Raw genomic sequence first — 26,861 nt, 5'->3', positions numbered from 1 at the left:
ATAAAATAAATCATACTATTTGAAATGGAGGACAACTATGATTCAGGATAAAACGCAGTTAGTACGTGCCGGATTGGAAACTGCATATATCGATGGTAATATTGCATCTGAGATATCATATAAGCCGGGCTTTGTTTCAAATAATCACAGGGAAGGCAAGAAAGTTATTTCAGTCATAGAGAGTGAACTTCTAAAATGTGATAAGTTTCAGATAAGTGTGGCATTTATTACTTTGGGCGGTGTAACACCGCTTCTTCAGACGTTGAAAGAGCTTGAGAGAAAAGGTGTTCCAGGGGAGATATTGACCTCAAACTATTTGGATTTTAGTGAGCCTTTGGCTTTGGAGAAATTGCATTCTCTGAAGAATATAAAGATTAGAATGTATGATACAAGATCTGCTAACAACGGCTTTCATACAAAGGGATATATATTCAGAGAGGAAGAAATATACAGGATCATAATTGGCAGCTCGAATATTACCAGTGCTGCACTCACGACCAATAGAGAATGGAATACGAAGCTTGTCTCCACGGCACAGGGAGAGATGTCAGAGGATATATTAAGAGAATTTGACGAGTTATGGAACTCAGAATATGCTCTGGACTATGATGTGTTTTATGAGGAATATAAGCAGAGATACGATATAATCAAAGCCCAAAGGAAAATCGCTTCAGAGGGAAATATTACCTCATTGGAGAGATATAAATTAAAACCAAACAGCATGCAGGTGAGATTTATTGCTAACCTTAAAGCTATATTGGAGAATGATGAGAAGAGAGCACTTCTTATAAGTGCCACTGGTACGGGAAAGACTTATGCGTCGGCATTTGCAATGCGTGAACTTGGATTTAAGAGAGTGTTATTTCTTGTCCATCGAGCGTCACTTGCTGTACAGGCAAAGAAATCGTATCAGAGAGTTTTCGGCAGTACGATTTCTGTAGGGTTGGTTGGTGCTGGCTATCATGAATACGATAGAGATTATATATTTGCCACTGTGGAGACGTTAAATAGGGATGTGCATTTGCAAATGTATGATCCAGCCGAGTTTGATTGTATTATTCTGGACGAGGCCCACCATAGCTCGGCAAATACATATCAGAAGGTTATGAATTACTTTACTCCACGTCTATTCCTTGGTATGACAGCTACGCCTGACAAGAGGAATGACAATGATTCTGGGGAAAATATTTATGAGATATTTAATCATCAGATAGCCTATGAGATTCGTCTGCAGCAGGCAATGGAAGAGGACTTGCTGTGTCCATTTCACTATTTTGGAATTACTGATTTATCCGTTGTACAGGATACCAAGTCAAAGAATCTATCTGAAGAAGATTTTAATAAATTGGTATGTGACGAGCGTGTAAAGCTTGTTATAGAGCAGTCGAATTACTATGGTTACAGCGGAGAACGTGTAAAGGGCCTGATATTTTGCAGCCGTAACCGGGAGTGTAAGGAACTTTCAAAGAAGTTCAACGAATTAGGATATAGGACAGTTGCACTTAGTGGTGAGAACTCAGAGATGGTTAGGCAGGATGCGTTTGAGAGACTTGCTATGGATGAGAGAGACGCAGCGGCAGATAAGACTCCTATAGATTATATTTTCTCTGTGGATGTCTTAAATGAAGGTGTTGATATTGTCGAGGTAAATCAGGTCATCATGTTGAGACCGACTCAGTCTCCAATTGTTTTTATACAGCAATTGGGAAGAGGCCTTCGAAAAGCAGAGGGGAAGGAATACGTTGTAATCCTTGATTTTATTGGAAACTATAACAACAATTTCATGATACCGATTGCCTTATCAGGAGATAGAACATATAACAAAGATAATATCCGTAGATATGTCATGGAAGGTGAACGGATGATTCCTGGTGCATCTACGGTTCATTTTGATGAGGTTAGCAGAAAGAGAATTTTTGCGTCGGTTGATAACGCAAACTTTAGTGATATAAGGCTCATCAAAGAGAATTATACGAACCTCAAGAATAAACTTGGACGTATTCCCAGATTGAGGGATTTTGATGAATACGGTGAGATGGATGTTATTCGAATCTTTGATAATAACAGTCTCGGCTCGTATTATAAGTTTTTAGTGAAATATGAGAAAGAATACAAGACTCGCTTGTCGGAGGATGAAGAAAAAGTAATCGAATTTGTTTCTAAGAAATTGGCAAATGGAAAAAGAATTCAAGAACTTCAGATGTTGAAAAGAATACTTACATATGCCCGGGGCCTAGCTAAATTTGGTTTGTTTGCCGGCCTTTCAGAGGATATGAAGAAATATGGAAGAGATGTCAGTCAGGAGCAGAAGGAAAACATTGTAAATGTTATGACTAATGAATTCCCAGCTGGAGCGAGCAAGAAAACTTACGCGAAGTGTGTGTTTATTGAGAAAAACGAAAACGATTATTGCCCAACAAAGTCATTTATACAAATGCTGTCAAATGGCGAATTTTATGATATCCTTCAAGAACTTGTTGAATTTGGTATTAGCAGATACGAGCGTGATTATAGTAATACATATGATCAAACAGATTTTGTTTTGTACCAGAAATACACTTATGAGGATGTATGTCGTCTTCTCAATTGGGAGCAGAATGAAGTTCCGTTAAATATTGGTGGATATAAATATGACAGAAAGACGAAGACATTTCCTGTGTTCATCAATTATGATAAGGCAGAGGATATTAGTGACACCACGAAATATGAAGATCATTTTGTCCCGGGCTTCAGGGATCGATTGATAGCTATTTCGAAGTCTGGCAGAAGTTTACAATCAGAGGATGTACAGAATTTCCTTAAAGCAAAGGAAAGAGGGATTCATGTAGAGCTTTTTGTAAGAAAGAATAAAGATGATAAGATTTCTAAGGAGTTTTATTATCTTGGACATATGACAGCAAGTGGAAAAACTAAAGAATTCAAAATGGCGAACACAGAGAAAACAGCAGTGGAAATTGAATGGATACTTGATGTTCCAGTGCGTGAAGATATTTACGAGTACATTGTAAATTCTTAATTGGAGGATGTTATGAAGACAATAAGAGTAGTTGCTGCAGTAATTGTAAGAGAAAAAAACAACCAAAAGCAGATATTTGCAACCCAGAGAGGATACGGAGAACTTAAAGGGGGATGGGAATTCCCTGGAGGAAAAATAGAAGCTGGTGAAACTCCACAGGACGCTCTGGTCAGGGAGATAAACGAGGAACTGGATGCAAGGATAAATGTTGGAGAATTGCTTGATACTATCGAATATGATTATCCAGCTTTTCAGTTGTCGATGGATTGTTTCTTGTGTGATCTGGCAGCAGATCATTTAGAATTAAAAGAACACGAAGATGCGAAGTGGCTCACTATAGAGGAACTTGATTCGGTCGATTGGCTGCCGGCGGATGTGACACTGGTGGATAAGATAAAGGGTAAGCAAATGTAAAAACAGATTCAAAAGTGAGGTTATAAGAAAGATCGGAAGATATTTCAAGAAAGAAGATTAGGGGTTACACCACAAGGAGCACACCGAATGGAAAACAAACGAAAAACTGCAGTCCTGGAAATCCTAAACTACTGGAAAATCACAGAATTTCTAGGTCAGATCGACATTCCACAGGAAAGTACAGAGAACAAAAAGCTAATTAAGAATATTAAGAATGGCAAAGAGGTTAAGGCAGAGAAGATCGAGGTCTTCTTTGATTTGCCAGTTTTGTCGGCTTCTGATATTGATCTGGAAATGATCCTGGAAAATGACAGGGACGACTATGCGAAGTTTCCTTCGGTTGGTGATGAGATCTATTTTTGTCTGGGGAAGGTAGAGCGGAATACAGTAGTTGATTATCTTGAGAAGTTTATAGAGGATAAATCCGATAATCCTGAGATAGCTTATCCGAAAAAGAGTGCGATCGCATGGTGCTCATTCAAGACAGATACGAAAGGCGTGTATCTTAAGAATAGTTTCCAGCTGTCATCGATACTGTGGGCAGTTGCCAGGTGGGATGAGTCAAGAGCACATAAGAGTCATGACTTTGCTCTCGATACTAACGAATATAAAGAACTTGTTGGAGAGATCGATGGGGAACTGCAGAACCAGAATGTTGATGAGTTCATTTCAACCATATATGAAAAGATTTTTAACGAGTATGTGAAACACAGATTCTCAGAGGATTCGCAGAAATCGATGGGAATTGCCGAATACAACAGGTATGCGAGCGAACAGGCCAGAGATGCGGACGAGGACGCATTTGACTATGCGGATCTGGGTAAAAGCTTCTTTCTGAATGACATTATCCAGGTGTCAGAGCTGGTTCAGAACGGGAGCTTTGGCGATGGGAATGAATATGAGAAGAAAGTGATCGAGTACATTCTGGCAGGGTACGAAAAGTCGAAAGGCCCAGACGATTTACCGAGAACGATCATCTCGCCGGATGCGGGAAAAAGTGAGATGAAGTTGTTCTTTGACAGAATTCTTAACGTTACAAATTCGCCAAGGGGAAAATGGCCGGCCAAATATATGCCGGCGTTGATGCAGCAGGTTGCGGTCAATATAGCGATCAGACAGGATGGGGATGCTCCTGTTTTTTCTGTAAATGGACCTCCCGGAACGGGAAAGACTACATTGCTCAAGGAGATCGTGGCAAGCAATATTGTTGAGCGTGCCAGACTTCTCGCTGAGAACGCAGAAGATTCAGACTCTATATTCGAAATGCATTCATTTTCTCATGGCCCGCTAGAGGCAAATGAGAATGCCTATTACCAGTATGCGCCTCATTATTATTCGATAAATGTTGATGAGATCAACAATTATAGTATGCTGGTCGCGTCATGTAACAATGCGGCGGTGGAAAATATCACGATAGATCTTCCGAAGGCGAGGGATATACTTGACAGTCTGGAGTCGTCTAGAGATGATGAAGAGGAGATCCGCTGCGGTCTGGATGAGGTTCATGATTTGTTTGATATCAACAAGTCAGGTGATGTGGAGACTATAACCAGATATGGTAAGAGCCATGAAGAGAAGGATATTTATTTTACGCGTTATGCGGATAAACTTTTAGGCGGAGCCGACTGCTGGGGCCTTATATCCGCTCCGTTTGGCAGAAAGGCAAATATCCGTAAGTATTGCAATTCGGTCCTGAAGCCATTTGTGGAGGACTATAAATCGAATGGTGTCAGAGAGCAGCATAAGGCAAAATATCTGGAGGTAAGAAAAAAGTTTTTATCTCAATATAAACTGGTGGAAAGCCTGCGAAATGAGTTGGAACAGATCTGTGCTCTGGCAAGTTCGGTTCCTGTGGAGTTGCAGGAAAATGCACCAGAGGATTTGTCATGTGAAATAAGTGATGTGGAAAGAAAGCGGCAGATGTTTGAGCGTCAGTTATTTGCTGAACAAAAAGAGCTGATCGAGCTTGAGGAAAGCAGACCGAAGGGATTGTTCGCAAGGCGTAAGGATACATCCGCAAGAGATATATTCATTCAGGAGAAGAAAGCGACAATATCAAAACTTAATGGAGAGATAACTTCTTTGAACAATAGGATATCAGGCCTGCAGAATCTTCAGGAATACCAGCGGTGTATTTCAAAATACTCGCATGGGCAGATGAAGATGACCCCGGTGGACGCTGCATTTATGGAACGTTATGTATCCGAGGACGACAGGCTGTCAACAAAAGCACAGATAACCAATCCATGGTTTACCGCCCAGTACAATAGAGAGCGTGAAAAGTTATTCCTGTATGCATGTAAGCTGCACAAAGAATTTGTCATTTCTTCAAAATGCATGCGGCATAATATCATCAACCTGATGATTGCGTGGAATGTGTTTGATGATTGTGGTGAGAGGATGAAGCTTGCTGACAGAGAAGAAGCCATGCCATATATGCTCCAGAGCATTTTCCTGCTCACCCCTGTGATATCCACGACATTTGCTTCTGCGCAGACATTTCTGGGCGATGTGAAGAAAAGCGGAGTGCTTGGAACTCTTATCGTCGATGAGGCGGGACAGGCACAGCCACAGATGGCAGTTGGTGCGATGTTCAGATGCAGAAAGGCGATCATAGTCGGAGATCCAAAGCAGATCGAGCCTGTGGTTACCGCAGAGACTGACATGATAAAACAGCTGCTTACCGCAGAGATATTGGCAGGTTACAAGGATAAGAAAATCTCTGTGCAGGCATTTGCTGACTATATAAATCCGTATGGAACTTATCTTGGAAAAGATGAGGAGAAAGAGTGGGTAGGCTGCCCGTTGGTAGTCCATAGGCGCTGCATTGACCCGATGTACACAATCTCAAATGTGCTTTCATATGATGGAACTATGAAGCAGCAGACGGCAGCACCTAAGGCTGATAGGGCAAAGACATTTATTTTGGACAAGAGCTGTTGGATAGATGTAGCCGGTGCTGAGAATTCGGGCAAGAAGGATCATTTTGTCAAGGCACAGGGGGAGCTTGTGCTGAAACTTCTGGCGAGAAAATTTGAACGGGATCCTATCGATATCCCGAGGCTGTTTATCATCACACCATTTACATCGGTGAAAGAGGGAATGCTGGAGATGATAAAGAAATCGGAGTTATACGGAAAAGAGCCAAGAGTCAGAAAATGGCTTAATGCAAATAACATTGGAACTGTGCACACTTTCCAGGGGCAGGGAACGGATGAGGTTATATTCCTGCTCGGATGCGACAGCAAATCTATGGGAGCAGTCAACTGGGTGAACAATAATATTGTAAATGTTGCAGCGACAAGGGCAAAATTCAGATTCTACATGATAGGCGATAAGTCGGTATGGACTTGCAGGCCGGTGAGGGTTGCGAGAGAATGCACAGCAGAGATACTAACAGATAAAGAGGTTGCTGAGCTGCTTGGCGATAAGACCGAAGAGGCTAAGTCTGCATCTTTAAAGATGTCTATGATATGCCCAGAATGCGGGAAAAAGTTGGTTGAAAGATCGGGGAAATTTGGAAAATTCATAGGTTGCTCGGGCTTCCCGAAATGCCGGTTTACGCAGTCGGTATAGGAACAGAGCAACACCCCGTTGCTTTCCCCAATCCCCGCAATCTGTTATGATATCCATAACGGAGGTGAGTACAATGGAGACAAAGGACGTTATATTAGAACTTCGAACCAAACGAGGATTATCCCAGGATGACCTGGCAGAGAAGGTCATGGTCACAAGGCAGGCGGTATCGCGCTGGGAGAATGGCGAGACGGTGCCGAATACAGATACGTTGAAACTGCTTTCAAAAGAGTTTGATGTATCGATAAACACTCTGCTTGGTGAACCGAGGAAACTGATATGTCAGTGCTGTGGAATGCCGCTTGAGGACGATGCCATTATGGGGCGGGACAGCGATGGTTCACTGAACGAGGACTACTGCAAATGGTGTTACGCCGACGGCACCTATACCTATAGCAACATGGATGATCTGATCGATGTATGTGTGAAGAATATGGTGGGGGAGAATTTCACTGAGGAGCAGGCGAGAGCATATTTGAAGGAAATTCTGCCGAAGCTTGATTATTGGAAGCGTTATGAGCAGCTAAGTGATGGCGGCCAGTTTGAGGCATTTAAAGAGCAGCTTATAGACGAGATCAATGCGCTTCATATAGAGGGGATGCCTCACCTTGAAAGACTCAATGCGCTTGTTGGCAAATATGTGAATCTCGAGTATCGTTTGCCAAATGGCATGAATGTCAAATTCCTTGATGACGAGAAAACATATCTGGGAAATCAGCTGGAATGTGAGTTTGGTGGAGACAGATGTTTTGGGGTCCTGGCGGATATGGATTTTATATTGATATCGACATATGAGGCGGAAGGGACAAATCCGGAGCTGGTTCTTTATAAAAAGAGGTAGTATAATGAGTTAGGTTATTTCGTCAATAATCTTTCACAATTTATATTACAGGGGGAAATACATATGATACAATGTGCCGGATGTGGCAGCAATCTGGTATATGATATAGCAAGAAAGAAAATGTACTGCAAAGCATGTGGAAATGAATACGAGCCGGAGAGTGTCGACAAGGATGAGGACAGCGAGGAACGCAAGCTTATGGAACTTACTGTATTCATTTGTCCGCAGTGTGGTGGGGAGATATACAGTACAGATGAATCAGCGACGGGATTCTGCAGTTACTGCGGGGCAGCGACTATGCTTTCCAGCCGGCTGAAAAGCGAGAGAAGACCGGATTATGTGATACCGTTTGCGGTGACGAAGGACATGTGCAAGGCATCATATGCCACAGTCATGAAGAGGGCGATATACGCTCCGAACAGGCTGAAACACAGACGAAATGTGCAGGAGTTCCGTGGAATCTACATGCCGTATTGGCTGTGTGATGTTGACCAGAAAGGTAAAACAGCTGTCAGGGCGACGGACAGCTATAGCTCAGGGGTTGATACAGTCAGTCATACATATAATGTAAGATGCTTTGCGGATAATCATTATGAGAATATAACCATGGATGCATCATCGCTGTTTCCGGATGATCTCAGCAGTAAGGTGGCACCATTTGACTCGGCGGATATGAAACCATTTTCCATGGGATATCTGAGCGGGTTCTACGCGGATCTGCCGGATGTGGATTATGGTGTGTACAGGGATAAGATAGCGCAGGTGACAGGTGATATGGCGTATGATGTGATGATGAGTAAGATAAAGCATCATCTATGTACATACGATGCTATCGGTGAACCGGAGGAGCCATTGTCAGAAACGATGGATATAAAGATCACTGGAGCAAAGACCGGGTTGTTTCCTGTGTGGCTTTTGTCATACAAGAACGGTAAGCGTATTGCATATGCAGCGGTAAATGGCAGCACAGGAAAAGTGGCTGCGGATATACCGCTTGATATCGGCAAGTTCCTGCTGGGATGCCTGATAGGAGTGGCTCCATTATACTTTTTGCTGAACTTATTTCTTACGGTGAGACCTGGCGTTCTGCTCGCATTTGTATCTGCGATAGGTGCGCTTGTGACCATGATATATTGCGATGAGATGGAGAAGATAGCGGATGTAGAGACACATGAAAATGATGTGGGATTCTTCGCAAGGCATACACTCAATGTAAAGAAAAGTGGAGGCAGGAAGAAAAAACTACAAATAAAAAAGCTACAAACAAAAAAGCCACAAAAAAATACAAAAAGAAAATTAAAAAATAAGATAACTTCATTTATAAAGTTTTCTTGTTTTCTTGAAGTCATACAGCTGATAGCATGCATGATATTATTTTTCTGCCTGAAGTTTGGAATAAATCCTTTACTTTTTAACTGGGATATTATGGGAAAGGCCAGTTATGTTGTGGCGGTCATCTCGTGTCTGGTTGCCATTTACGGAGCAGTAAAAGGCATAGCAAACGTGAGAAGAGTAAAAAGAAAAAGTGGCGTCATGGGATTATTTATTGCCTTTGCCACCATTCTGTCTGTAGTGGTTGTGTTGATAAAACCGGTTATGGATAAGTATTATTATGGATGCGTGCTCCTGGTGGGTGCTGCAACCATTCTGACGCTTATAGACCTGGTTATCAGCCACAACCGGATGTCCACAAGACCACTTCCGCAGTTTGAGTACAAGGGAGGTGATCATCGTGCGTAGAGCGATAATTGGCAGAGTGGTGATCACTGTAATGATCATGCTGCTGTTTCTGGTTGTGGGATGCAACGGTGCAGTGACTGTCCACGCATCTGAAAATGATCAGGATGATTCGTACAGTTACCACTATAAAGTGATAATCAAGGATTATGCCAATGTGTTGACTAAAAGTCAGGAAGAACAACTGATGGAGACTATGCAGGAGACAGCCCGTTATTGTAATGTATTATGCGAGATATCGGAATTTGCATTCCATTCTTCAGCGTACCATGCTGAGTCATCCTACAAAAGGGAATTGGGCACCCTGGATGGTGTTATGTTCCTCATTGATTTGTATAATAGACAGATATACATCTATTCTTATGGCGAACCGTATAAGATCATCACCAAGACAAATGCGTATACGATAACAGACAATGTCTATGAATATGCAAGTGAAGAGAAATATTTTGAGTGCGCAAATGAGGCATTCAAGCAGATAAATATGCTGCTGGTAGGAGAGCAGATAAGCCGTCCAATGAAGCATATCAGCAACATACTCCTTGCAATAATATTTTCTATATTGCTTAATTATCTTCTGCTGAAGAAGACGTCAAAGGTATATGACATTGGTTCAAAAAATCTGCTTACCGGTACAAAGGTTTCATATAACATGAATCAGAAATATGATATGCTCACTGAAACGAGAAGTACAAGATCCGGTTCCGGCGGCCATGGCGGAATTGGTGGAGGCGGCTTTGGAGGCGGAGGCATCGGTGGAGGTGGCGGTGGCCACAGCTTCTAGTCAAAGAGAAGAAAATCTGACAAAATATAAACGATGAAAAATGCTGTGAAGAATTTTCGAAATTCACAGCATTTTATTTTCATAAGGAGGGACCCACGTAAGTGGGAGGAATCCTTGTGAAGTACGCAGACGCCGCGCGAAGCGCCTAACATGCGTCTGCTCCTTTTGTAACGTTTTTCAATTATACTGGTCTTATATGTGAAGGGAGGTAAAAAACTTGGCGTCAGGAAAAGAAAAAAATGGAATAGAAGAAATATACGAAAAGTACTACAAAGACGTATATCGTTTTGTGCTGGCACTGTCTAAGAATCCCCACATAGCCGAAGACATAACACAGGAGACATTTGTTAAAGCGATAAAAGCTGTGGATCGGTTCAAAGGAGACTGTGATATAAAGGTCTGGCTCTGTCAGATAGCCAAGAATACATACTTTACATATGCGGGCAAACAGAACCGGGAGCAGGTGGACGTTGACGCGGTAAATAACCGGTCAGAGTCACAGGCTGCACTTATGGGGGATGCGGAGTATGATCTCATATCTGAGTCGGTTGAGGATAGCGGTGTATTCAAATTTTATCTCGGGGAGCAGGGACTGACATCACTTGATATATTTGGAAATGCAAGGTCGTGGATGTCAAGTGAGGCGTATCAGAGCTTTGGAGGATATAGAGAGGGCGCGGCTGTCCCTCAGACAGAACATAAGGATACAGGCAGTTCAGATATATACTATGGCGATGAGGAGCCAAGAGTTATAAATAAGATTGTGTATTGCCACAAGGATGGAACCGAGGTTGCGACTCTCTGGGAGGAGAACCAGAATCTGCCGATCCTGAACAGTGAAAAATAGAATGTGTATGCCACATAAAACTCACATTACAAATAATTAAAGTAAAAACCAACCTTTTTTGCCTTTTAATTGAATGATCCATGATATACTAGCATTGTGCATGACGTTCACGCTGTATTTAAAGGGGTATTGCCCCAGTTATGAAAAGGATAGTAAGCTAAATGGGAAATAAGAAAAAGATGGTGTTCAACGTATTGTTCCTGGTTCTCATATTTGCCGGAACGATATACGGAGTGTTTCACGGCGAGGATATAGGACAGATATCTGATATACTTCAGACGGTGAATCCTTGGTGGCTCATACCGGGAGTGGTATGTGTTGTGGTATTTATATGGGGAGAATCAATTATCATTCATTATATGATGCGAAATCTTGGAGTGAATGTAGGCAGGGGAACCTGTTTCCTGTTCTCGTCGGTTGGATTCTTTTTCAGCTGTATCACGCCATCTGCATCAGGTGGACAGCCGGCTCAGATATATTATATGAAGAAAAAGAAGATCCCTATTCCGGTGTCAACTCAGGTACTGCTCATAGTGACGATCATGTACAAGCTGGTGCTGGTACTTCTGGGACTTGGAATAGCTATATTTGGACAGAGTTTTATACATACATATATAGATGATGTGCAGTGGGTATTTTATCTTGGACTTGTGCTGAACGTTGTGTGTGTGGCAGGAATGGTGCTGTTCGCATTTCACCCGTCGCTTGCAAAGGCATTTGTGGTGAATGGCAGCAGACTTCTTGAGCGGATGAAGTTTTTAAGACACAAGAAGTCCCGTGAGGAAAAGCTCGCGGCATCAATGGAAAAGTACAACCAGACTGCGGATTACATGGTAGGACATTTCGGGATGCTGGTGGTAGTGTTCATTATAACAGTTGTGCAAAGATTCTCACTATTTGCAGCTACATGGTTTGTGTACAAGGCGTTTGGACTTTCAGGATCATCATCATGGCTTATCATTCTCATGCAGGGAGCCATAGCAGTTGCGGTGGATATGCTTCCCCTTCCGGGTGGTATGGGAATCAGTGAAAAACTCTTTATGGAGATGTTCTTGCCGATATTTGGCAGCACATTGCTCCTGCCGGGCATGATACTCAGCAGAGGGCTGGGATACTATACTGAGCTGATAATCAGTGCAATATTTACAGTGGTGGCAAGCTTTGTGATAGGAAGGAGATCTGAATGAAACCAAGATCAGAGATGAGCATGGAGCTCTATGAGATGATGCTTGACCGGGGATATCCCGAGGAGTTCTGTGATCTCATAACAAAGAATCTGAATACGGATTTTACGGCGGACAGGATGATGGGCTATCTGTCGCATTATCAGGAGCTGCCTCTTGAGGAGATTGTGGATGAGATGTTGTCCATTCTCGCAGACCGGAACCGTATCATGCAGAAGAAGCAGCTTGAGAGCAACAATGCCGAGTGGAACCGTTTTCTGGAGGAAGGCTTCGGACTGGATGAAGATGATGAATAATCTTTATAATAGTTGAGTTTCTTAACTGGTAAAATCTGTCGTTATATGGTACAAATATTTATAGAAAAGTATATGGAAAAAGGATTGATATAATGACGGAAAATGAAGCTAATCAGAGCGCTGAGGAACAGGAGAAAAAGGTACAGAGTGAGATAGAAGAGACCCTGGCCGGGGCCGGTATTGGTATGTGGACCATGGTGCTCATGAACGACGGCAGATCCATGCTGTATGCGAACAAGAAGATGAACGCTCTTCTTGGAACGACTGATGATCTGTCGCCTGAAGATAGATATGTAAAGTGGATAGCAGGCATTACTGAGGAGTCACAGCAGGCCACCGCTGAATACATGGAGACCATAAGACGCGACGGCAAGGCTGAGGTTATATATACCTGGATGCATCCAACCAGAGGACTGTTGCACATAAGATGTGGCGGTGTTCGGGACAGGAGTTTTACCGATGGCATAAAAGTCAGAGGCTACCATCAGGATATAACCGCTGTGCGCAATGCGGAACAGGCTCACAAGGAGGAACTCCGGGAGCAGGATTCGGTTATCGAGGCTGTTAGCAGCATATATTTTATTGTGTGGATATTCGATCTTCAGACCGGTAAGGTGCGGGTTATCAAGGAAGGTGATACCTTCAGAAAGCCGGCACAGAATGCGGATTACGAAGCAGGAAAGACAATAGAAAATGTGATAAATGACTGTGTGGTTGAAGAGGATCGTGAGCAGATGCGCAGATTCTACAATCTGGACAGGCTGGCGGAGAAACTCAGGACGGAGAAGAGCGTCAGTAAGGATTTCCGGGACACTTTATATGGCTGGTGCCGTATAACGGCGATTCCAGTCAGGACGGATGAGGAGAGTGAACTCACCCGTATACTCATAGGTGTTCAGGAGATCGACGAGGAGAAGAAGGAGGAGATCCGTGCCCAGAAGCTGCTTGCCGAAGCTTACGAAGAGGCCAAGCGTGCAAATACAGCGAAGACGGAATTTCTTTCACGCATGTCACACGACATAAGAACACCTATCAACGGAATCCTTGGAATGTCACGAATTGCCGAACAGTGCATAGATGACAGGGACAGAGTGATGGATGCGCTGTCCAAGATAGATGATGCTGGAAAACAGCTTGAACTGCTCATCAACGATGTGCTTGATATGAGCAGACTTGAGAGCGGAAGAACGGAGCTCACCAGTGAACCGTTTGACATAATAAAGGTTTTGAGAAGTGGATATGATCCAATCCTGGTCATGGCACAGGAGAACGATGTGAAGCTTACGGGTGCTCATTTCAATATAAAGCACAACATGGTTATAGGCAGTCCGCTTCATCTTCAGCGGATCTCTCTCAATATACTGACAAATGCCATCAAGTACAACAAGCCGGGCGGAACGGTAGAGGCGTGGATGGACGAGATACCTGTAGACGGCAGGCATTCCAATTATGTGTTCAGGATAGCTGACACAGGAGTTGGAATGAGCCAGGAGTTCATCAGCCACCTGTTTGAGCCATTTTCAAGGGAGCACACTGATGCGGGAACAAAGTATCAGGGAACAGGTCTTGGCATGGCTATTACCAAGGAGCTTCTCGACCTCATGGGTGGAAGCATAGAGGTTGATAGTAAGCCGGGTGTGGGTTCTACATTTACCATGAAGATACCATTTGAGATCTGTACAGATGTCGTTGAGCCGGAGAAGCCAGAGGATCACGAGGCAGTCAGACTTGATGGAATGAAGATACTGCTGGTTGAGGACAATTCGCTCAACATGGAGATAGCAACATTTATGGTGGAGACGGCTGGTGCTGTTGCCACAACTGCGGCAAATGGCCGTGAGGCTGTTGAGATATACAGATCACATCCGGCTGGAAGCTTCGATGTGATACTCATGGATGTGATGATGCCGGAGATGGATGGCCTTGAGGCCACCAGGCAGATAAGAAGCTCAGACCTTGAGGATGCCGGAACCATTCCGATCATTGCCATGACTGCAAATGTATTCGCAGAGGATGTGAAGAAGTGCAAGGCGGCGGGCATGAATGAGCACATAGCAAAGCCACTTGATGAGGATAAGGCATTACATATAATTGCGGGATACAGACATTAAACACAATAAGATACACGATTAAAGAGATAATGATACAGTAAGTAAAAAGCAGTCTGCGGACATCGCCAGTGTTATACATGGTGATGATCCGTCAGACTGCTTTTTATTAATTATATTGAAATGTCTGTCTAGCCGATGCCTCCGAGAAGGATACCAAGTATCAATACAAGGAGACATACAGGACAGTAGATGTATTTGCATATAGGCACGAACTTCTCTGTGAACTTCTTTTCCCTTCCGGTGTTGACCTGTGTCTCAACATATTTCTTGCCACATACCCAGAAGAACATGATTCCGGCAAGTCCTGCGCCAAGTGGGCAGATGTAGATGGACAGTACATCCATCCAGTCAGATACGATACCCTGTATACAGATGGATACCACAACTGCTATGACACCGATGATGGCACATGCAGGTTTTCTGCCAACTCCAAGCTTCTCCTGCACCGTTGCGATTGGTGCTTCGTACAGGTTGATTAGTGATGACAGTCCCGCCATGAACACAGCCACAAAGAAGAGTATGGCAACAATATAACCGCCAGGCATGGACTTGAACAGGCATGGCAGATAGATGAACAGCAATCCCGGGCCGCCCTGGTTGAGCTGTGCTCCGGCAGTTGCCATGGCAGGTATGATTACCAGTGCGGCAAGCATGGCAGCAATCGTATCGAAAAGTGCAACACGTCCGGCAGCCCCCGGTATATCCTCATCGTCTGGCAGATATGAGCCGTATATCAGAGTTCCGTTTCCCGCAACTGAGAGTGAGAAGAATGCCTGTCCCAGCGCAAATATCCATGTCTTTGGATCTGCAAGTACCTTTGGTTCTATGCGGAAGATGTATTTGTATCCCTCTATGGCTCCCGGCTGGCATGCCGCATATATGGTCAGGATGATGAACAATACGAAGAACGCCGGCATCAGGATCTTGTTGGCCTTCTCAATACCGTTGCCCACGCCGAACATAAGGATGGTGATTCCGATGGCAAGTGCAATGATCTGCCATGCATTGTTGCCAAATGAAGATGCCATTCCGCCGAAGTTTGAAGCAAAGCCGTCTATATCCTCCGGTGACAGTGTGCTTCCGGTGAAAGCTCCGATCATGTATTTCAGTATCCAGCCCATGACGACCGTGTATCCGATGGCCATTGCCAGTGCGCCGAGCACAGGTATGCCGCCCAGCAGTTCACCGAGCTTTCGCTTGCCCTTTTTCTCCATGGCGATTCCAAATGCATCGATTGGACCGGATCTTGTAGCTCGTCCGAAGCTCATCTCTCCGATAACTCCGGTGAATCCGATGAGTACCACAAATATAAAATATGGTATGAGATAGGATCCGCCTCCGTACATGGAGACTCTTGTAGGGAACATCCAGATGTTGCCCATGCCCACGGCAGAGCCGATGCAGGCCAGGATGAAGCCCCATTTGTTGTTAAAAGATTCTCTCTTTTTCATGTATAATTCCTCCCAAATGTGTTCGTTACCGCATTGGCGGACCTCCCTCATAGTCCGTAAATTACGTTAACTTAATTAATATACATGAATATCATTTGGAAGTAAATTAAATAATGTGGACATGACTTAAAACATAGCTGCAAAAGCAAGAATTTAATTGAAAAATAACCGGCAGGTGGCGTACAATGTACCAGAAAAATGGAAAAAGTTATTTGAATATTATCTGAGAGGTGAGAAGATTGACAGAGGACAGATATGAACATATAGTACATCCATTTCCCCCACTATACGACGAGAAATCAAGGATACTCATACTGGGAAGCCTGCCATCGGTGAAGTCCAGGGAGCAGATGTTCTTCTACGGACATCCGCAGAACAGATTCTGGAAGGTCATCAGCAGAGTGCTTGGCGAGAAACTTCCGGTGACCATAGATGAGAAGAAAGCCATGCTGCATGCACACCACATAGCCCTGTGGGATGCGATCTACAGTTGTGACATCATAGGTTCAAGCGACAGCAGTATAAAGAATGTTACGCCCACGGATCTGTCGAAGATAGTGGAAGCTTCCAAGGTCACAAAAGTGATATGCAACGGCAAGACCTCAGGAAAGTATTATGCAAAATATCAGCAGAAGATACTTGGCATAGAACCTGTTGTACTTCCGTCCACAAGCCCGGCAAATGCTGCGTTTTCAGTGGATAAGCTGGTTGACATCTGGGGTGCTGAGATACCGGATATATGCAAATTATAGACAGAAGATAAACTCATACATAACATTTTCTAAAGCTTTCTGTAGAATGATGTACAACGAGTGAGAATATGTTATCATAGAGACCGCAGCCGGATGGAGTCAGATATCCGCTGTGAATTTAAAATATTCATAATGAAGTTAAAAGGAGAGAGAAGAGATGGCATTAAGTTTTATCGAGATACTTAAGGTAGTATTCCTTGGTATCGTGGAGGGAGTCACAGAGTGGCTCCCGATCAGTAGCACAGGACATATGCTTCTTGTGGATGAATTTATCTCACTGAATGCGAGCACTGATTTCAAGGAAATGTTTTTCGTGGTGATACAGCTTGGAGCGATACTTGCTGTCGTGACCATATTCTGGAATAAGATGTGGCCTTTCCAGCTCAAAGACAAGACACAGCCTGTCATGAAGAAAGATACCTGGAGTATGTGGTTCAAGACAGTTGTTGCATGTATACCTGGAGCGATAGTTACGATACTGTTTGATAATTACATAGAGGCGCATTTGCACACAGCGGTTGTCATAGCGATTGCCCTTATTTTCTATGGAATAGCATTTATTGTGATTGAGAACTGGAACAAGACCAGAACACCGAAGGTTGAGACGCTGAACGACATAACATACAAGACAGCATTTCTTATAGGTATGTTTCAGGTGCTCTCCATCATACCGGGTACATCCCGTTCAGGTGCCACCATCATAGGCGCTCTGCTCATCGGTGTATCAAGAGTGGCAGCAGCGGAGTTCACATTCTTCCTTGCGGTTCCGGTTATGTTCGGACTCAGTGCTCTGAAGATGATCAAATTCGGACTGTCATTTACAAGTGCTGAGTTCGCTATACTTATTATAGGTTGTGTCGTTGCATACCTTGTATCCATTGTTGTCATCAAGTTCCTGATGAGCTACATCAAGAAGCATGACTTCAAGATATTTGGCTGGTACAGGATCGTGCTCGGAGTTATAGTTCTTGCATATTTTGCCTTATTTGCATAGCTTATAAATAAATAAAATCAAAAATTGCATAATATATATAGTATGTGCTATAATGCCCATGAATTGTGCATTATAGCACATATTAACATTGTGATAAAATTTTATGGGAGAAGAAAGATGGCAAAGGTTTCAATCATCATTCCAACATATAACGTAGAGATGTATCTGGTGGAGTGTATGGATAGTGTTGTAAATCAGACATTGAAGGATATCGAGATCATATGTATCAATGACGGATCTACAGACAGTTCACTTGAAATATTAAAGGGATATGCGGAGAAAGACGACCGTATCATTATTGTTGACAAGGAAAATGGCGGTTATGGAATAGGCATGAATATCGGTCTTGATAAGGCTACAGGTGAGTATATTGGTATAGTTGAGCCTGACGATTTTGTGCCACTTAATATGTATGAGGAACTGTACAACAAGGCGGTTGAGAACGACCTTGACCTTGTAAAGGCAGATTTCTATAGATTTAAGCGCAACGATGACAATGGCAACATGACTTTGGTGTACAACCACTTGTCACCGAATGCAGAGGATTATAATGTTGTGTTCAATCCAAGCGAGACACCAAGTGCGATCCGTTTCATTATGAACACATGGAGTGGAATCTACAAGAGAAGCTTCATAGAGGAGTATCATATCAGACACAACGAGACTCCGGGAGCATCATTCCAGGACAATGGTTTCTGGTTCCAGACATTTATATATGCCAAGAGAGCTATGATAGTGAACAAGCCATATTATATGAACCGCAGAGATAACCCGAATTCATCTGTTCACAGCAGAGAGAAGGTATACTGTGTCAATGTTGAGTATGATCACATCAGAGATATACTTGTAAAGGATCCCGAGATCTGGGAGCGTTTCAGAGGCGTATACTGGCTCAAGAAATACCACAATTACAACGAGACGATCAGGAGAATCGGACCTGAATTCAAGAAGGATTATATAAGAAGATACAGCTCCGAGTTCAAGAGAGCAATGGAGATGCAGGAGATTGATCAGACTATATTTACAAAGCTTGAGTGGGCGAACATCCAGTTTATCATCAAGTCCCCTGACGATTACTATTATACAAGGATCGCATGTACAGATCGTGAGCGCAAGCTTGAGAGAGAAGTCAAGAGACTCCGTGGTCTGGTTCATCAGACCCGTGCAGATTTGGACAGAGTGAAGAAGACACCTACATTCAGGATCGGTGCGGTCATTATGTTCATACCTAGAAAGATCAAGAGTTTATTTAGTCGAAACAAATAGAGGTAAAGCTATGGGTACAAAGGTATCAGTTATTCTTCCTGTTTACAATGTGTCTGATTATCTGCGCCAGTGCATGGACAGCATAGTGGGTCAGACACTTAAGGATATAGAGATCATTTGCGTGGATGATGGCTCCACAGATGATTCTCTGGCGATATTGAAGGAATATGAGGCGAAGGATCAGCGTGTAAAGGTTATACAGCAGGCAAATGCCGGAGCCGGGGCAGCGAGAAACAAAGGTCTTGAGATCGCGACCGGAGAGTATCTTTCATTTCTGGATTCCGATGATTTCTTTGAGCCGGACATGCTGGAAAAGGCATGGAGCAAGGCTCACGAGACCAGAGCTCAGGTAGTTGTGTTCAGATCAGATCAGTACAGAGAGGATCTTCAGGAATTTGTTCAGGTCAGATGGACACTTCACGAGAAGGAGCTTCCACCGTACAGACCAATGTATTTTCGTAATTTCACGGGCAATATATTCAAGGTATTTGTGGGATGGGCTTGGGATAAGCTCTTCAGCAGGGAATATGTTGAGGAGAACCATTTCCGATTCCAGCAGCTCAGAACTTCGAATGATATGCTGTTCGTATTTTCAGCGATAGCATTTGCAACAAATATAGAGATAGTGGACGAGGTGCTTGCACACCAGAGAAGAAACAATCCAAAGTCATTGTCCAACACCAGAGAGAAGTCATGGCAGTGCTTCCACGAGGCTCTTGTGGCACTCAAGGCGGCGCTTGAAGCCCACGGCAATTTCTGGGAGTATGAGCAGGATTACATCAACTATGCACTGCATTTCAGTCTGTGGCATCTGGAGACCATCACAGGACCAAAGAAGGAGGTTCTGTTCAACAAACTTAAGGAAGAGTGGTTCGAGGAGTTTGGTATCAAGAGTCTTTCAGAGGAGTGCTTCTACAACAAGACCGAGTATGGCAAGTACAAGGTTATCATGGATAAGACCTTTGAGGAGTACGAGAAGGCAACAGCATAGAAAAGAAAAAACAGTTTCACCAGTCGATCGGTGAAACTGTTTTTTGGTAGACAAATGTGTGTATCAGAACAGGTTCATAGCACCTATGATGCCCTGATTTCCCTCGAGCCCTGCGGGAACAATGTATGTGTCGGTGTCATTGACCTGTGGCATGTCGATGTAACCCGACAGCAATTCAGTGTAGTAATTGCGGATCATAGGGAACAGGAATTTGTTGTCCATGACTCCGCCGCCAAGGACGATCCTCTCAACTGAGTAGCACATGGTGTAGTTGACCAGTGCCTCAGCTATATAAAATGCTTCAAGATCCCATACCGGTGAGTCGGCTGGGATGTCTTTGCCTTTCATTCCGGTTCTGCGCTCAAGCATAGGGCCGGATGCAAGACCCTCTACACAGCTCTGGTGGAATCGGCAGGTACATGGTATATCATCGCCGGTTCGTCTAGGGATGAGGATGTGGCCTGTCTCCGGGTGTTCCATGCCGTGAATGAGTCTGCCATCGGATATTATACCGCCGCCGATGCCGGTTCCAACAGTGAGGTACATTCCCGAGTTGAGTCCTTTCAGTGCTCCATACAGGTATTCACCCCAGGCTGCTGCGTTTACGTCTGTGTCCACCACAACCAGGCAGCCAAGCGCATCCGTAAATGCTTTGTAAAGGCTGAATCCCTCCCAATCTTTCTTGGGACTCCTCATGATGGAGCCGTAGGTAGGGGAATTAGGATTGATGTCGGCCGGGCCAAATGTACCGATTCCGAGAGCGGATATGTCATATTTCTTAAAGTAATCTATCATGGCAGGCACGGACTGGTCAGGTGTGCCCGTCGGTATGGATATTCTGTCTATTATATTCTTGTCTGCATCGCCTATGGCACAAACCATCTTGGTGCCACCGGCTTCAAGTGCGCCGTAGTACATATTTCCTCCTTGGTGCCATGCTTATATGGCAGAAATTTTTCAAAATTATATACATTATATATGCCGTGTCACTTATCTTCAAGCCCGGATTTGCGTCGGTACTTGTGGAATATAAAAGAGAATTGGTGTACGCTTTTTTGGACACTTGACAAGATAAGATAGAGCCATATTAAGGAGCTTGATAGAGGCTTGAAGCTTGGAAGATAAAGTGTACAGGAGGCGTGATCATGATAAAAGGATATTTTGTTTCGGAAGGGTATATGGGATATGTGGACGGAGAGTACCAGCTTTTCGCTGATGAAAGAGATTATGTTGAGTATATAGAAGATTAGCCATTTAGCTTCTTGACCTTAGCATAACTTATGTTATGATGAGGCATATGGGTTAATACACAGGGATTACAATACGGATGGTGCTGCTATGAAAATCTGCAAGGTGATTCATGAGCTTGTATATCATGGATAATCTAAATATATACAAGGAGCAAACATAGTGGAAAAGGTATTGAACAAAAAAGAATATGTTATGGATATGACAGAGGGAAGCAGTATGAAACTGATCATGAAGTTCTCAGTTCCGCTACTTATAGGCAATCTATTTCAGCAGGTATACAGCCTGGTTGATTCGATAGTGGTTGGTCGTCATCTAGGGGCAAATGCGCTTGGCGGTGTGGGATCAGTTGGAATGATCAGTTTCCTGTTTTTTTCTTTGTGCAATGGAATGGCATCTGGAATAGGTGTTGTCATATCAAGATATTTTGGAGCGAAGAAAGAAGAGCAGGTAAAAAAAGCCATAGCAAATGCATTGTTTGTTATATTGGCGGTTGGTGCACTCATGAGTATACTGGGATATTGTTTTGCGGGGCCTATTATAAGGCTCATGAAGACCCCTGCAGAGACATTTGACTACGCATATACATACATGAGGATCACCTGTGGATTTACGATAGCGGTGGCTATTTATAACGGAATTTCTGCTGTGCTAAGGGCACTTGGGGATTCAAAGACCCCACTTATATTTCTCATGATTGCTTCTGCCATAAATGTTGTGCTTGATATAGTGTTTGTCATATACATGGATATGGGCGTTGCCGGTGCCGCATATGCAACGGTTCTCAGTCAGATCCTGTCTAGCGTTGGCTCTATATGTTATGCGGTGAAAACCAATCCCTATTTCAGACTGAAGAGAGGCCATTTCAAGTTTGACAGAGATATAATGAAGGAAGATTTCAGTATCGGTATACCAATGGCGGTTCAGACTTCCATGATATCAATATCCTGCTCAATACTGCAGACCCTTATAAATGGATATGGTTCGGAGGTCATGGCTGCATATACTGCAACAGGAAAGGTTGAGGGAATCATATTCCAGCCGTTTAGTTCTCTGGGACTTGCATTGTCTACATTTGCAGGACAGAACTGTGGCGCACGCAAGTACGAAAGGGTGCGCAGAGCGGTATGGCAGACAGAGCTCATCACGCTGGCTCTTGGTGCAGCATTGTTCTGTCTGGTAGCAGTTTTCAGGGAAAATGTTGTGGGATTTTTCGTGACGGAGGAGAATGTCATAAGGCTTGGCGCAAAGGGACTTGTGATATCCGGAAGTATGTATATTGCACTTGGAACGATATATACCATGAGAGGCGCATTAAATGGAATGGGGGATGTGGTGTTCTCCATGCTGAATGGTGCTCTTGAGGTGGGAGGAAGGATAGTATTTGCACTGATACTGATGTATGTGTTAAAGATGGGATTCTGGGGAGTGTGGTATACGAATATATTTACATGGATTGTGATAGCACTCACCGCATCTGTGAGATTTTCTGTGTATATAAGAAAGTGTCAGAGAGAAGATGACGGTACGGAAAATGCATAGATAATAATTAATATAGCAAGGACGCCTTTTGGGGGGCGTCCTTCTTCGATTCAATCACATTGATACTCCAAGGGGTATAGGTGTTATGAATTAGCATACTTTATATTTTGACAAAAATTCAGCACTATATTATCTTTAATACAGAATAAACAGGAGATGACCATATATGTCAGGGGAAAGATCAGTGGATGTTGAAAAAATAAATAATAATGAAAAAGGCTTTGAACCGGCGCATATCAGAAGTGTGATCTCGCTGGCTCTGTTCAGCTTTGTATTTCTGGGTATGGAATTCTTCTTCGACAGCAGGGCTGCGGAGTTTGTGGATGCCAGAAGTGTTCTGTTGTATCAGAGTGTGATACTGCTGGCCAGTGCGGTGGGACTATTCATATATGCACTGATTGAGAGATATGTCGGCAGCAAAATCAAACAGATAATAATTATTACTTTGAATATAGTGGAGGTTGCCGCGCTCGCAGCGATAATACTGTGTTCCGGCAAATTGATACTGTTATATGGAATTATATTCTTTATTGTGTGTGGTGTTATGGGAGGACGCGTGTATCACGATGTGAGCCGCGATTATACGGATAGAAAGCATCTTACGGTAATTGTGGGAATTTCATATGCACTTGGACTGCTTCTGCAGTATATCAATTATAATCTTATAGACAATGTGATCCTGCGTATGGTTATGTTCTCGCTGGCCATAGTGGCACTTGCAGTGATACTTTTTCTGGCCAGAGATGAATACGCAGAAGCGGAAGTGGACACATACATGGTAGATGAGCGGAACAAAAAGGATTGCAAAGAAAAATGTGACGAAACAACTCCTGATAGCGGATCGGTGGCTGTGGCGCTTGTGATGGTTGTTCTTCTTATGACGTTTATATTTTCCGCACTGGATAATGTTGTGACCGTTGTCCACGCTGAGGGCGGGGCAGATGTGGGGCAATGGCCAAGGTTGTTTCTCGCATTAAGCGGAGTTGCAGCAGGCTTCTTGTTTGATATAAAAGATCAGCGCTTTATGAATCAGATGATGTACTGCGTTACAGTGTTGTCCGTTATAGCCATGCTTATCATAGAGTTTGGAGGGGCATTTATCATAGGTCTGATTGTATTCTATCTTGCAGCCGGATTCTTCGTAGTGTATTTCACGACAGGATTCATAAATGTATCCTATGGAATGCGTTGGTCAGCGCTTTGGTCTGGTGCCGGAAGGGCAGTCAACAACATTGGTGCGGGTATTGTGGGAATAATATCATATATGCTGATAGATTCCCCCGGAATCATGGTTATGAGTGTAGTGGTCATATTGTTGCTCGTACTTATAAGCATTGCGGTATTTGTGCTTGAAAATCTACAGAAGGGACAATATAGACGATATGATGAAGAAAAAGTGACGAAATCGGCGGAGAATTCTAACGCAAGAGTTGAGGTTGATTTTGAATGCTTTGCAGATGCTCATCACCTCACTGGACGTGAGCGGGAGGTGTTGCAGAAGCTGCTTGTATCTGATGGCAGTGTACAGGATATAGCGGATGAGCTGTACATATCAAGGGCATCCCTATATAGGCATATATCTTCCATGAATGAGAAGACTGGAACGAAGACCAGAGTAGGCCTTATTCAGTATTATTATGGATGGCATGAGGAATGATGATTGCGTGAGAGTTGATTGCTATGGAAGTATAAGTGTGCCAGATTGAAAATACACATATGGATTAGATAAAAGTGATGAATAAATGTAAAATTGAATATATAGCACATATTGAGACATATGTAACGTTATGAAAACGACAGCAGATGACTATAATCTATGACATAAAACAACAGGTGAGTTACTTACCTGTAGACGAAGAATATCATAGAAGGGGGAATGACTATGAAGCATTTCAGGAGATTGACATTTCTGCTGTCGTTTATTTTTATTCTGACGGTAGGCGGTGTCGCGGCGATGGCCGCAAACAATGGCCCGTGTGAGGATGAGGAGTGGAGCTTTGCATATGTTGAGTTCTACAATCCGGATAATAACGAAGAGATATATGTGTACAGCTTCAGGACTCCGCAGGCAGGAACAACTACCAGTGCCAAAGGTGCGGTGTATGACAAGAGTACGAACACTTTGACACTCACCAATTGTAATTTGCCGGATTACAGGGTCGTTACCAATATGATGGGCGATGATTTTAAGATCAAGCTCGTGGGAACGAGTCATGTAAGTGCATTGTATGCATGGGGAGATGGATATGGCGGTTCTGTGGAAATCGTTGGTGACGGTAAATTGTATGTCAACGAGAAGCAGAAGTCAACTGACGCAATAGTTTTACAGCCGGAGGGAACAAGATCATACTTCAAGATAAGCGGAAATGCTGAGGTACACGCATTTGCGGGAAAGACGGACGGCAACCTTGTTCTGGCCATGAACACAACGGTTGCAGATTGTTTTGCTGTAAATGGTTTGACCGGTCTTCAGAAGACACAGGCAACCAGAATGAACTATGAGCAGATACAGAGCATAGAGATTGATCTGAGCGGTGAAGGTGACATTTGTCAGGTGTACAAAAAAGCTGATGATAAGAAATTGTATACCGTGACGGAGGGGGTGCGTACCGAGTATAATCCAGATGGAACGATAAAGGCAGAGAATGTGCGTATATATACAGAGTATGAGCTCATGCCTATACCAGGAAACGATGGAAAGTATTATATGCATGAGCTGAAGACTACAGAGGGTACATTCAACGCTGAGGAGTGTGGATACACCGATACACAAGAATCTGTTGCCGGATATTCTTTAAGATCCTCTTCACCTGCATATGTGTACATTGAGGAGAAGACGGGCGATAAGTGTGTATTTTTATATAATTCAATAGATAATAACTACAAAGATTATGCATATTTCAAATATGACATAGCAGGTGTACTTGGCGATGTGACAGACAAGTATGGAAATGTGTCATCATATTGTATGGTGGAGAAGTCAGAAGACAATGTTTCATTTACAAGAGACCAGTATTACAGCAATGAGTATATGCTGTCACATGGTTACAAGGTATCCGGTGAGCTTGAATATATACAGAACACTTACGTGGTGTATAGTAATGCCGCGTCTGGCGTCCTCACAGCAAAGACGACCGTATGTAAGCACGCCACAAAGGTGAACACTGTGACAACAAAAGCAACAATGTCGAAGGCTGGCGTCATCACCACAACGTGTAGGTCATGCGGCAAAAAGCTTTCGACATCCAGAATATCCAAGGTGTCTACAATTAAGCTTAATGTGGCTTCGTATGTATATAATGGAAAGGTCAGAACACCGGCGGTTACAGTAAAAGATGCCGCTGGGAATATTCTGACAAAGAATAAGGATTACAAGGCCACCTACAGTGCGGGGAGAAAAAATGTAGGAAAATATTCGGTCAAGGTCACATTGTGCGGAAATAAATATAAGGATTCGAAGACAATGTATTTCACCATCAATCCGAAGGGAACCACCATTGCTGCGACTGCGTCCGGCAAGGGCAGCATGACAGTCAGATGGAACAAGCAGATGACACAGACAACGGGTTACCAGTTACAGTATTGTGCAAATAAGAATTTCAGAAGAGGCACAAAGGTAAAGACTGTAAGCAAGAACAAGACGATCAGAACAAGTGTCAAGAAGCTTGCGAGTAGAAAGACATATTATGTACGTGTGAGAACCTACAAGACAGTAAAGATAAATGGAAAGTCAGTGACATTTTACTCTGCGTGGAGCAAGGCGAAATCAGTTAAAGTAAAATAGCTTAATAACATCCTTTTGAACAACGGG

Annotated in this window: 19 protein-coding genes; 17 read left to right on the top strand and 2 right to left on the bottom strand. The window is 43.4% G+C overall.

Annotated features, from left to right (window positions below):
• The first annotated feature begins 37 nt into the window (after positions 1-37).
• The 10 genes from ABUA31_RS04570 (at position 38) to ABUA31_RS04525 (ending at position 14,806) form a co-directional block, all read left to right on the top strand.
• Positions 38-3,016, top strand: coding sequence for a DEAD/DEAH box helicase (locus tag ABUA31_RS04570; protein WP_349818831.1), 2,979 nt, complete (start codon positions 38-40; stop codon positions 3,014-3,016).
• A 12-nt stretch (positions 3,017-3,028) separates the two neighbouring features.
• Positions 3,029-3,430 carry an 8-oxo-dGTP diphosphatase MutT gene (gene mutT, locus ABUA31_RS04565; protein WP_349818830.1) on the top strand — a complete coding sequence of 134 codons (402 nt, stop codon included), beginning with the start codon at positions 3,029-3,031 and terminating at the stop codon, positions 3,428-3,430.
• Between the two features lie 87 nt (positions 3,431-3,517).
• The gene (locus tag ABUA31_RS04560) at positions 3,518-7,006 is read left to right on the top strand and encodes an AAA domain-containing protein (RefSeq protein ID WP_349818829.1); all 3,489 of its coding nucleotides are present in this window, start codon (positions 3,518-3,520) and stop codon (positions 7,004-7,006) included.
• A gap of 73 nt (positions 7,007-7,079) precedes the next feature.
• Entirely contained in the window at positions 7,080-7,847 is a 768-nt protein-coding gene (locus tag ABUA31_RS04555; protein ID WP_055273806.1) for a zinc ribbon domain-containing protein, read from the top strand.
• A gap of 63 nt (positions 7,848-7,910) precedes the next feature.
• On the top strand, positions 7,911-9,587 hold the full coding sequence (locus tag ABUA31_RS04550) for a ygiT-type zinc finger domain protein (RefSeq protein WP_022216298.1): 1,677 nt from the start codon (positions 7,911-7,913) through the stop codon (positions 9,585-9,587).
• A complete protein-coding gene (locus tag ABUA31_RS04545; protein WP_055273804.1) occupies positions 9,580-10,368 on the top strand; it encodes a TPM domain-containing protein in 789 nt (262 codons plus the stop codon). The genes ABUA31_RS04550 and ABUA31_RS04545 overlap by 8 nt, the downstream gene beginning before the upstream one ends.
• Before the next feature lie 217 nt (positions 10,369-10,585).
• Positions 10,586-11,215 (top strand): RNA polymerase sigma factor, encoded by a 630-nt coding sequence (locus ABUA31_RS04540; protein ID WP_349818828.1) that lies wholly within the window; start codon positions 10,586-10,588, stop codon positions 11,213-11,215.
• Positions 11,216-11,376: 161 nt separating this feature from the next.
• Positions 11,377-12,402, top strand: a complete 1,026-nt coding sequence (locus tag ABUA31_RS04535) for a lysylphosphatidylglycerol synthase transmembrane domain-containing protein (RefSeq protein ID WP_055224298.1) — start codon at positions 11,377-11,379, stop codon at positions 12,400-12,402.
• Positions 12,399-12,695, top strand: a complete 297-nt coding sequence (locus tag ABUA31_RS04530) for a hypothetical protein (RefSeq protein WP_349818827.1) — start codon at positions 12,399-12,401, stop codon at positions 12,693-12,695. The genes ABUA31_RS04535 and ABUA31_RS04530 overlap by 4 nt, the downstream gene beginning before the upstream one ends.
• A 92-nt stretch (positions 12,696-12,787) precedes the next feature.
• A complete protein-coding gene (locus ABUA31_RS04525) occupies positions 12,788-14,806 on the top strand; it encodes a hybrid sensor histidine kinase/response regulator (RefSeq protein ID WP_349818826.1) in 2,019 nt (672 codons plus the stop codon).
• Positions 14,807-14,934: 128 nt separating this feature from the next.
• Here the strand turns inward: ABUA31_RS04525 and ABUA31_RS04520 are convergent, their stop codons facing one another.
• Complete coding sequence (locus tag ABUA31_RS04520) at positions 14,935-16,257, bottom strand: sodium-dependent transporter (RefSeq protein WP_349818825.1); 1,323 nt, start codon at positions 16,255-16,257, stop codon at positions 14,935-14,937.
• 239 nt (positions 16,258-16,496) lie between these two features.
• On the opposite strand from ABUA31_RS04520, the gene ABUA31_RS04515 reads away from it, so the two are divergent.
• From ABUA31_RS04515 to ABUA31_RS04500, 4 genes are all read left to right on the top strand, one after another.
• Positions 16,497-17,009, top strand: a complete 513-nt coding sequence (locus ABUA31_RS04515) for a DNA-deoxyinosine glycosylase (protein ID WP_192934988.1) — start codon at positions 16,497-16,499, stop codon at positions 17,007-17,009.
• Positions 17,010-17,166: 157 nt separating this feature from the next.
• The gene (locus ABUA31_RS04510) at positions 17,167-18,003 is read left to right on the top strand and encodes an undecaprenyl-diphosphate phosphatase (protein WP_015533460.1); all 837 of its coding nucleotides are present in this window, start codon (positions 17,167-17,169) and stop codon (positions 18,001-18,003) included.
• A gap of 117 nt (positions 18,004-18,120) precedes the next feature.
• A complete protein-coding gene (locus ABUA31_RS04505) occupies positions 18,121-19,269 on the top strand; it encodes a glycosyltransferase family 2 protein (RefSeq protein ID WP_015533459.1) in 1,149 nt (382 codons plus the stop codon).
• Between the two features lie 10 nt (positions 19,270-19,279).
• Entirely contained in the window at positions 19,280-20,260 is a 981-nt protein-coding gene (locus ABUA31_RS04500; protein WP_015533458.1) for a glycosyltransferase family 2 protein, read from the top strand.
• Positions 20,261-20,323: 63 nt separating this feature from the next.
• Here the strand turns inward: ABUA31_RS04500 and ABUA31_RS04495 are convergent, their stop codons facing one another.
• The gene (locus ABUA31_RS04495; protein WP_349818824.1) at positions 20,324-21,178 is read right to left on the bottom strand and encodes an ROK family protein; all 855 of its coding nucleotides are present in this window, start codon (positions 21,176-21,178) and stop codon (positions 20,324-20,326) included.
• A 492-nt stretch (positions 21,179-21,670) separates the two neighbouring features.
• Between ABUA31_RS04495 and ABUA31_RS04490 the strand changes: the two genes are divergently transcribed.
• The 3 genes from ABUA31_RS04490 to ABUA31_RS04480 all read left to right on the top strand — a co-directional run bounded on the left by ABUA31_RS04490 (position 21,671) and on the right by ABUA31_RS04480 (position 26,834).
• Complete coding sequence (locus tag ABUA31_RS04490; RefSeq protein WP_349818823.1) at positions 21,671-23,050, top strand: MATE family efflux transporter; 1,380 nt, start codon at positions 21,671-21,673, stop codon at positions 23,048-23,050.
• Positions 23,051-23,216: 166 nt separating this feature from the next.
• Positions 23,217-24,707: a helix-turn-helix domain-containing protein gene (locus ABUA31_RS04485; protein WP_349818822.1), complete on the top strand. Its 1,491-nt coding sequence runs from the start codon at positions 23,217-23,219 to the stop codon at positions 24,705-24,707.
• 225 nt (positions 24,708-24,932) lie between these two features.
• On the top strand, positions 24,933-26,834 hold the full coding sequence (locus tag ABUA31_RS04480) for a fibronectin type III domain-containing protein (RefSeq protein ID WP_349818821.1): 1,902 nt from the start codon (positions 24,933-24,935) through the stop codon (positions 26,832-26,834).
• Positions 26,835-26,861 lie beyond the last annotated feature (27 nt).

The sequence above is a fragment of the Coprococcus sp. RTP31081st1_H1_RTP31081_211007 genome (assembly GCF_040227275.1).
In the GTDB taxonomy this organism is placed as follows: Bacteria; Bacillota; Clostridia; order Lachnospirales; family Lachnospiraceae; genus Coprococcus; species Coprococcus aceti.
This window is presented reverse-complemented; position numbering and strand designations above follow the sequence as displayed.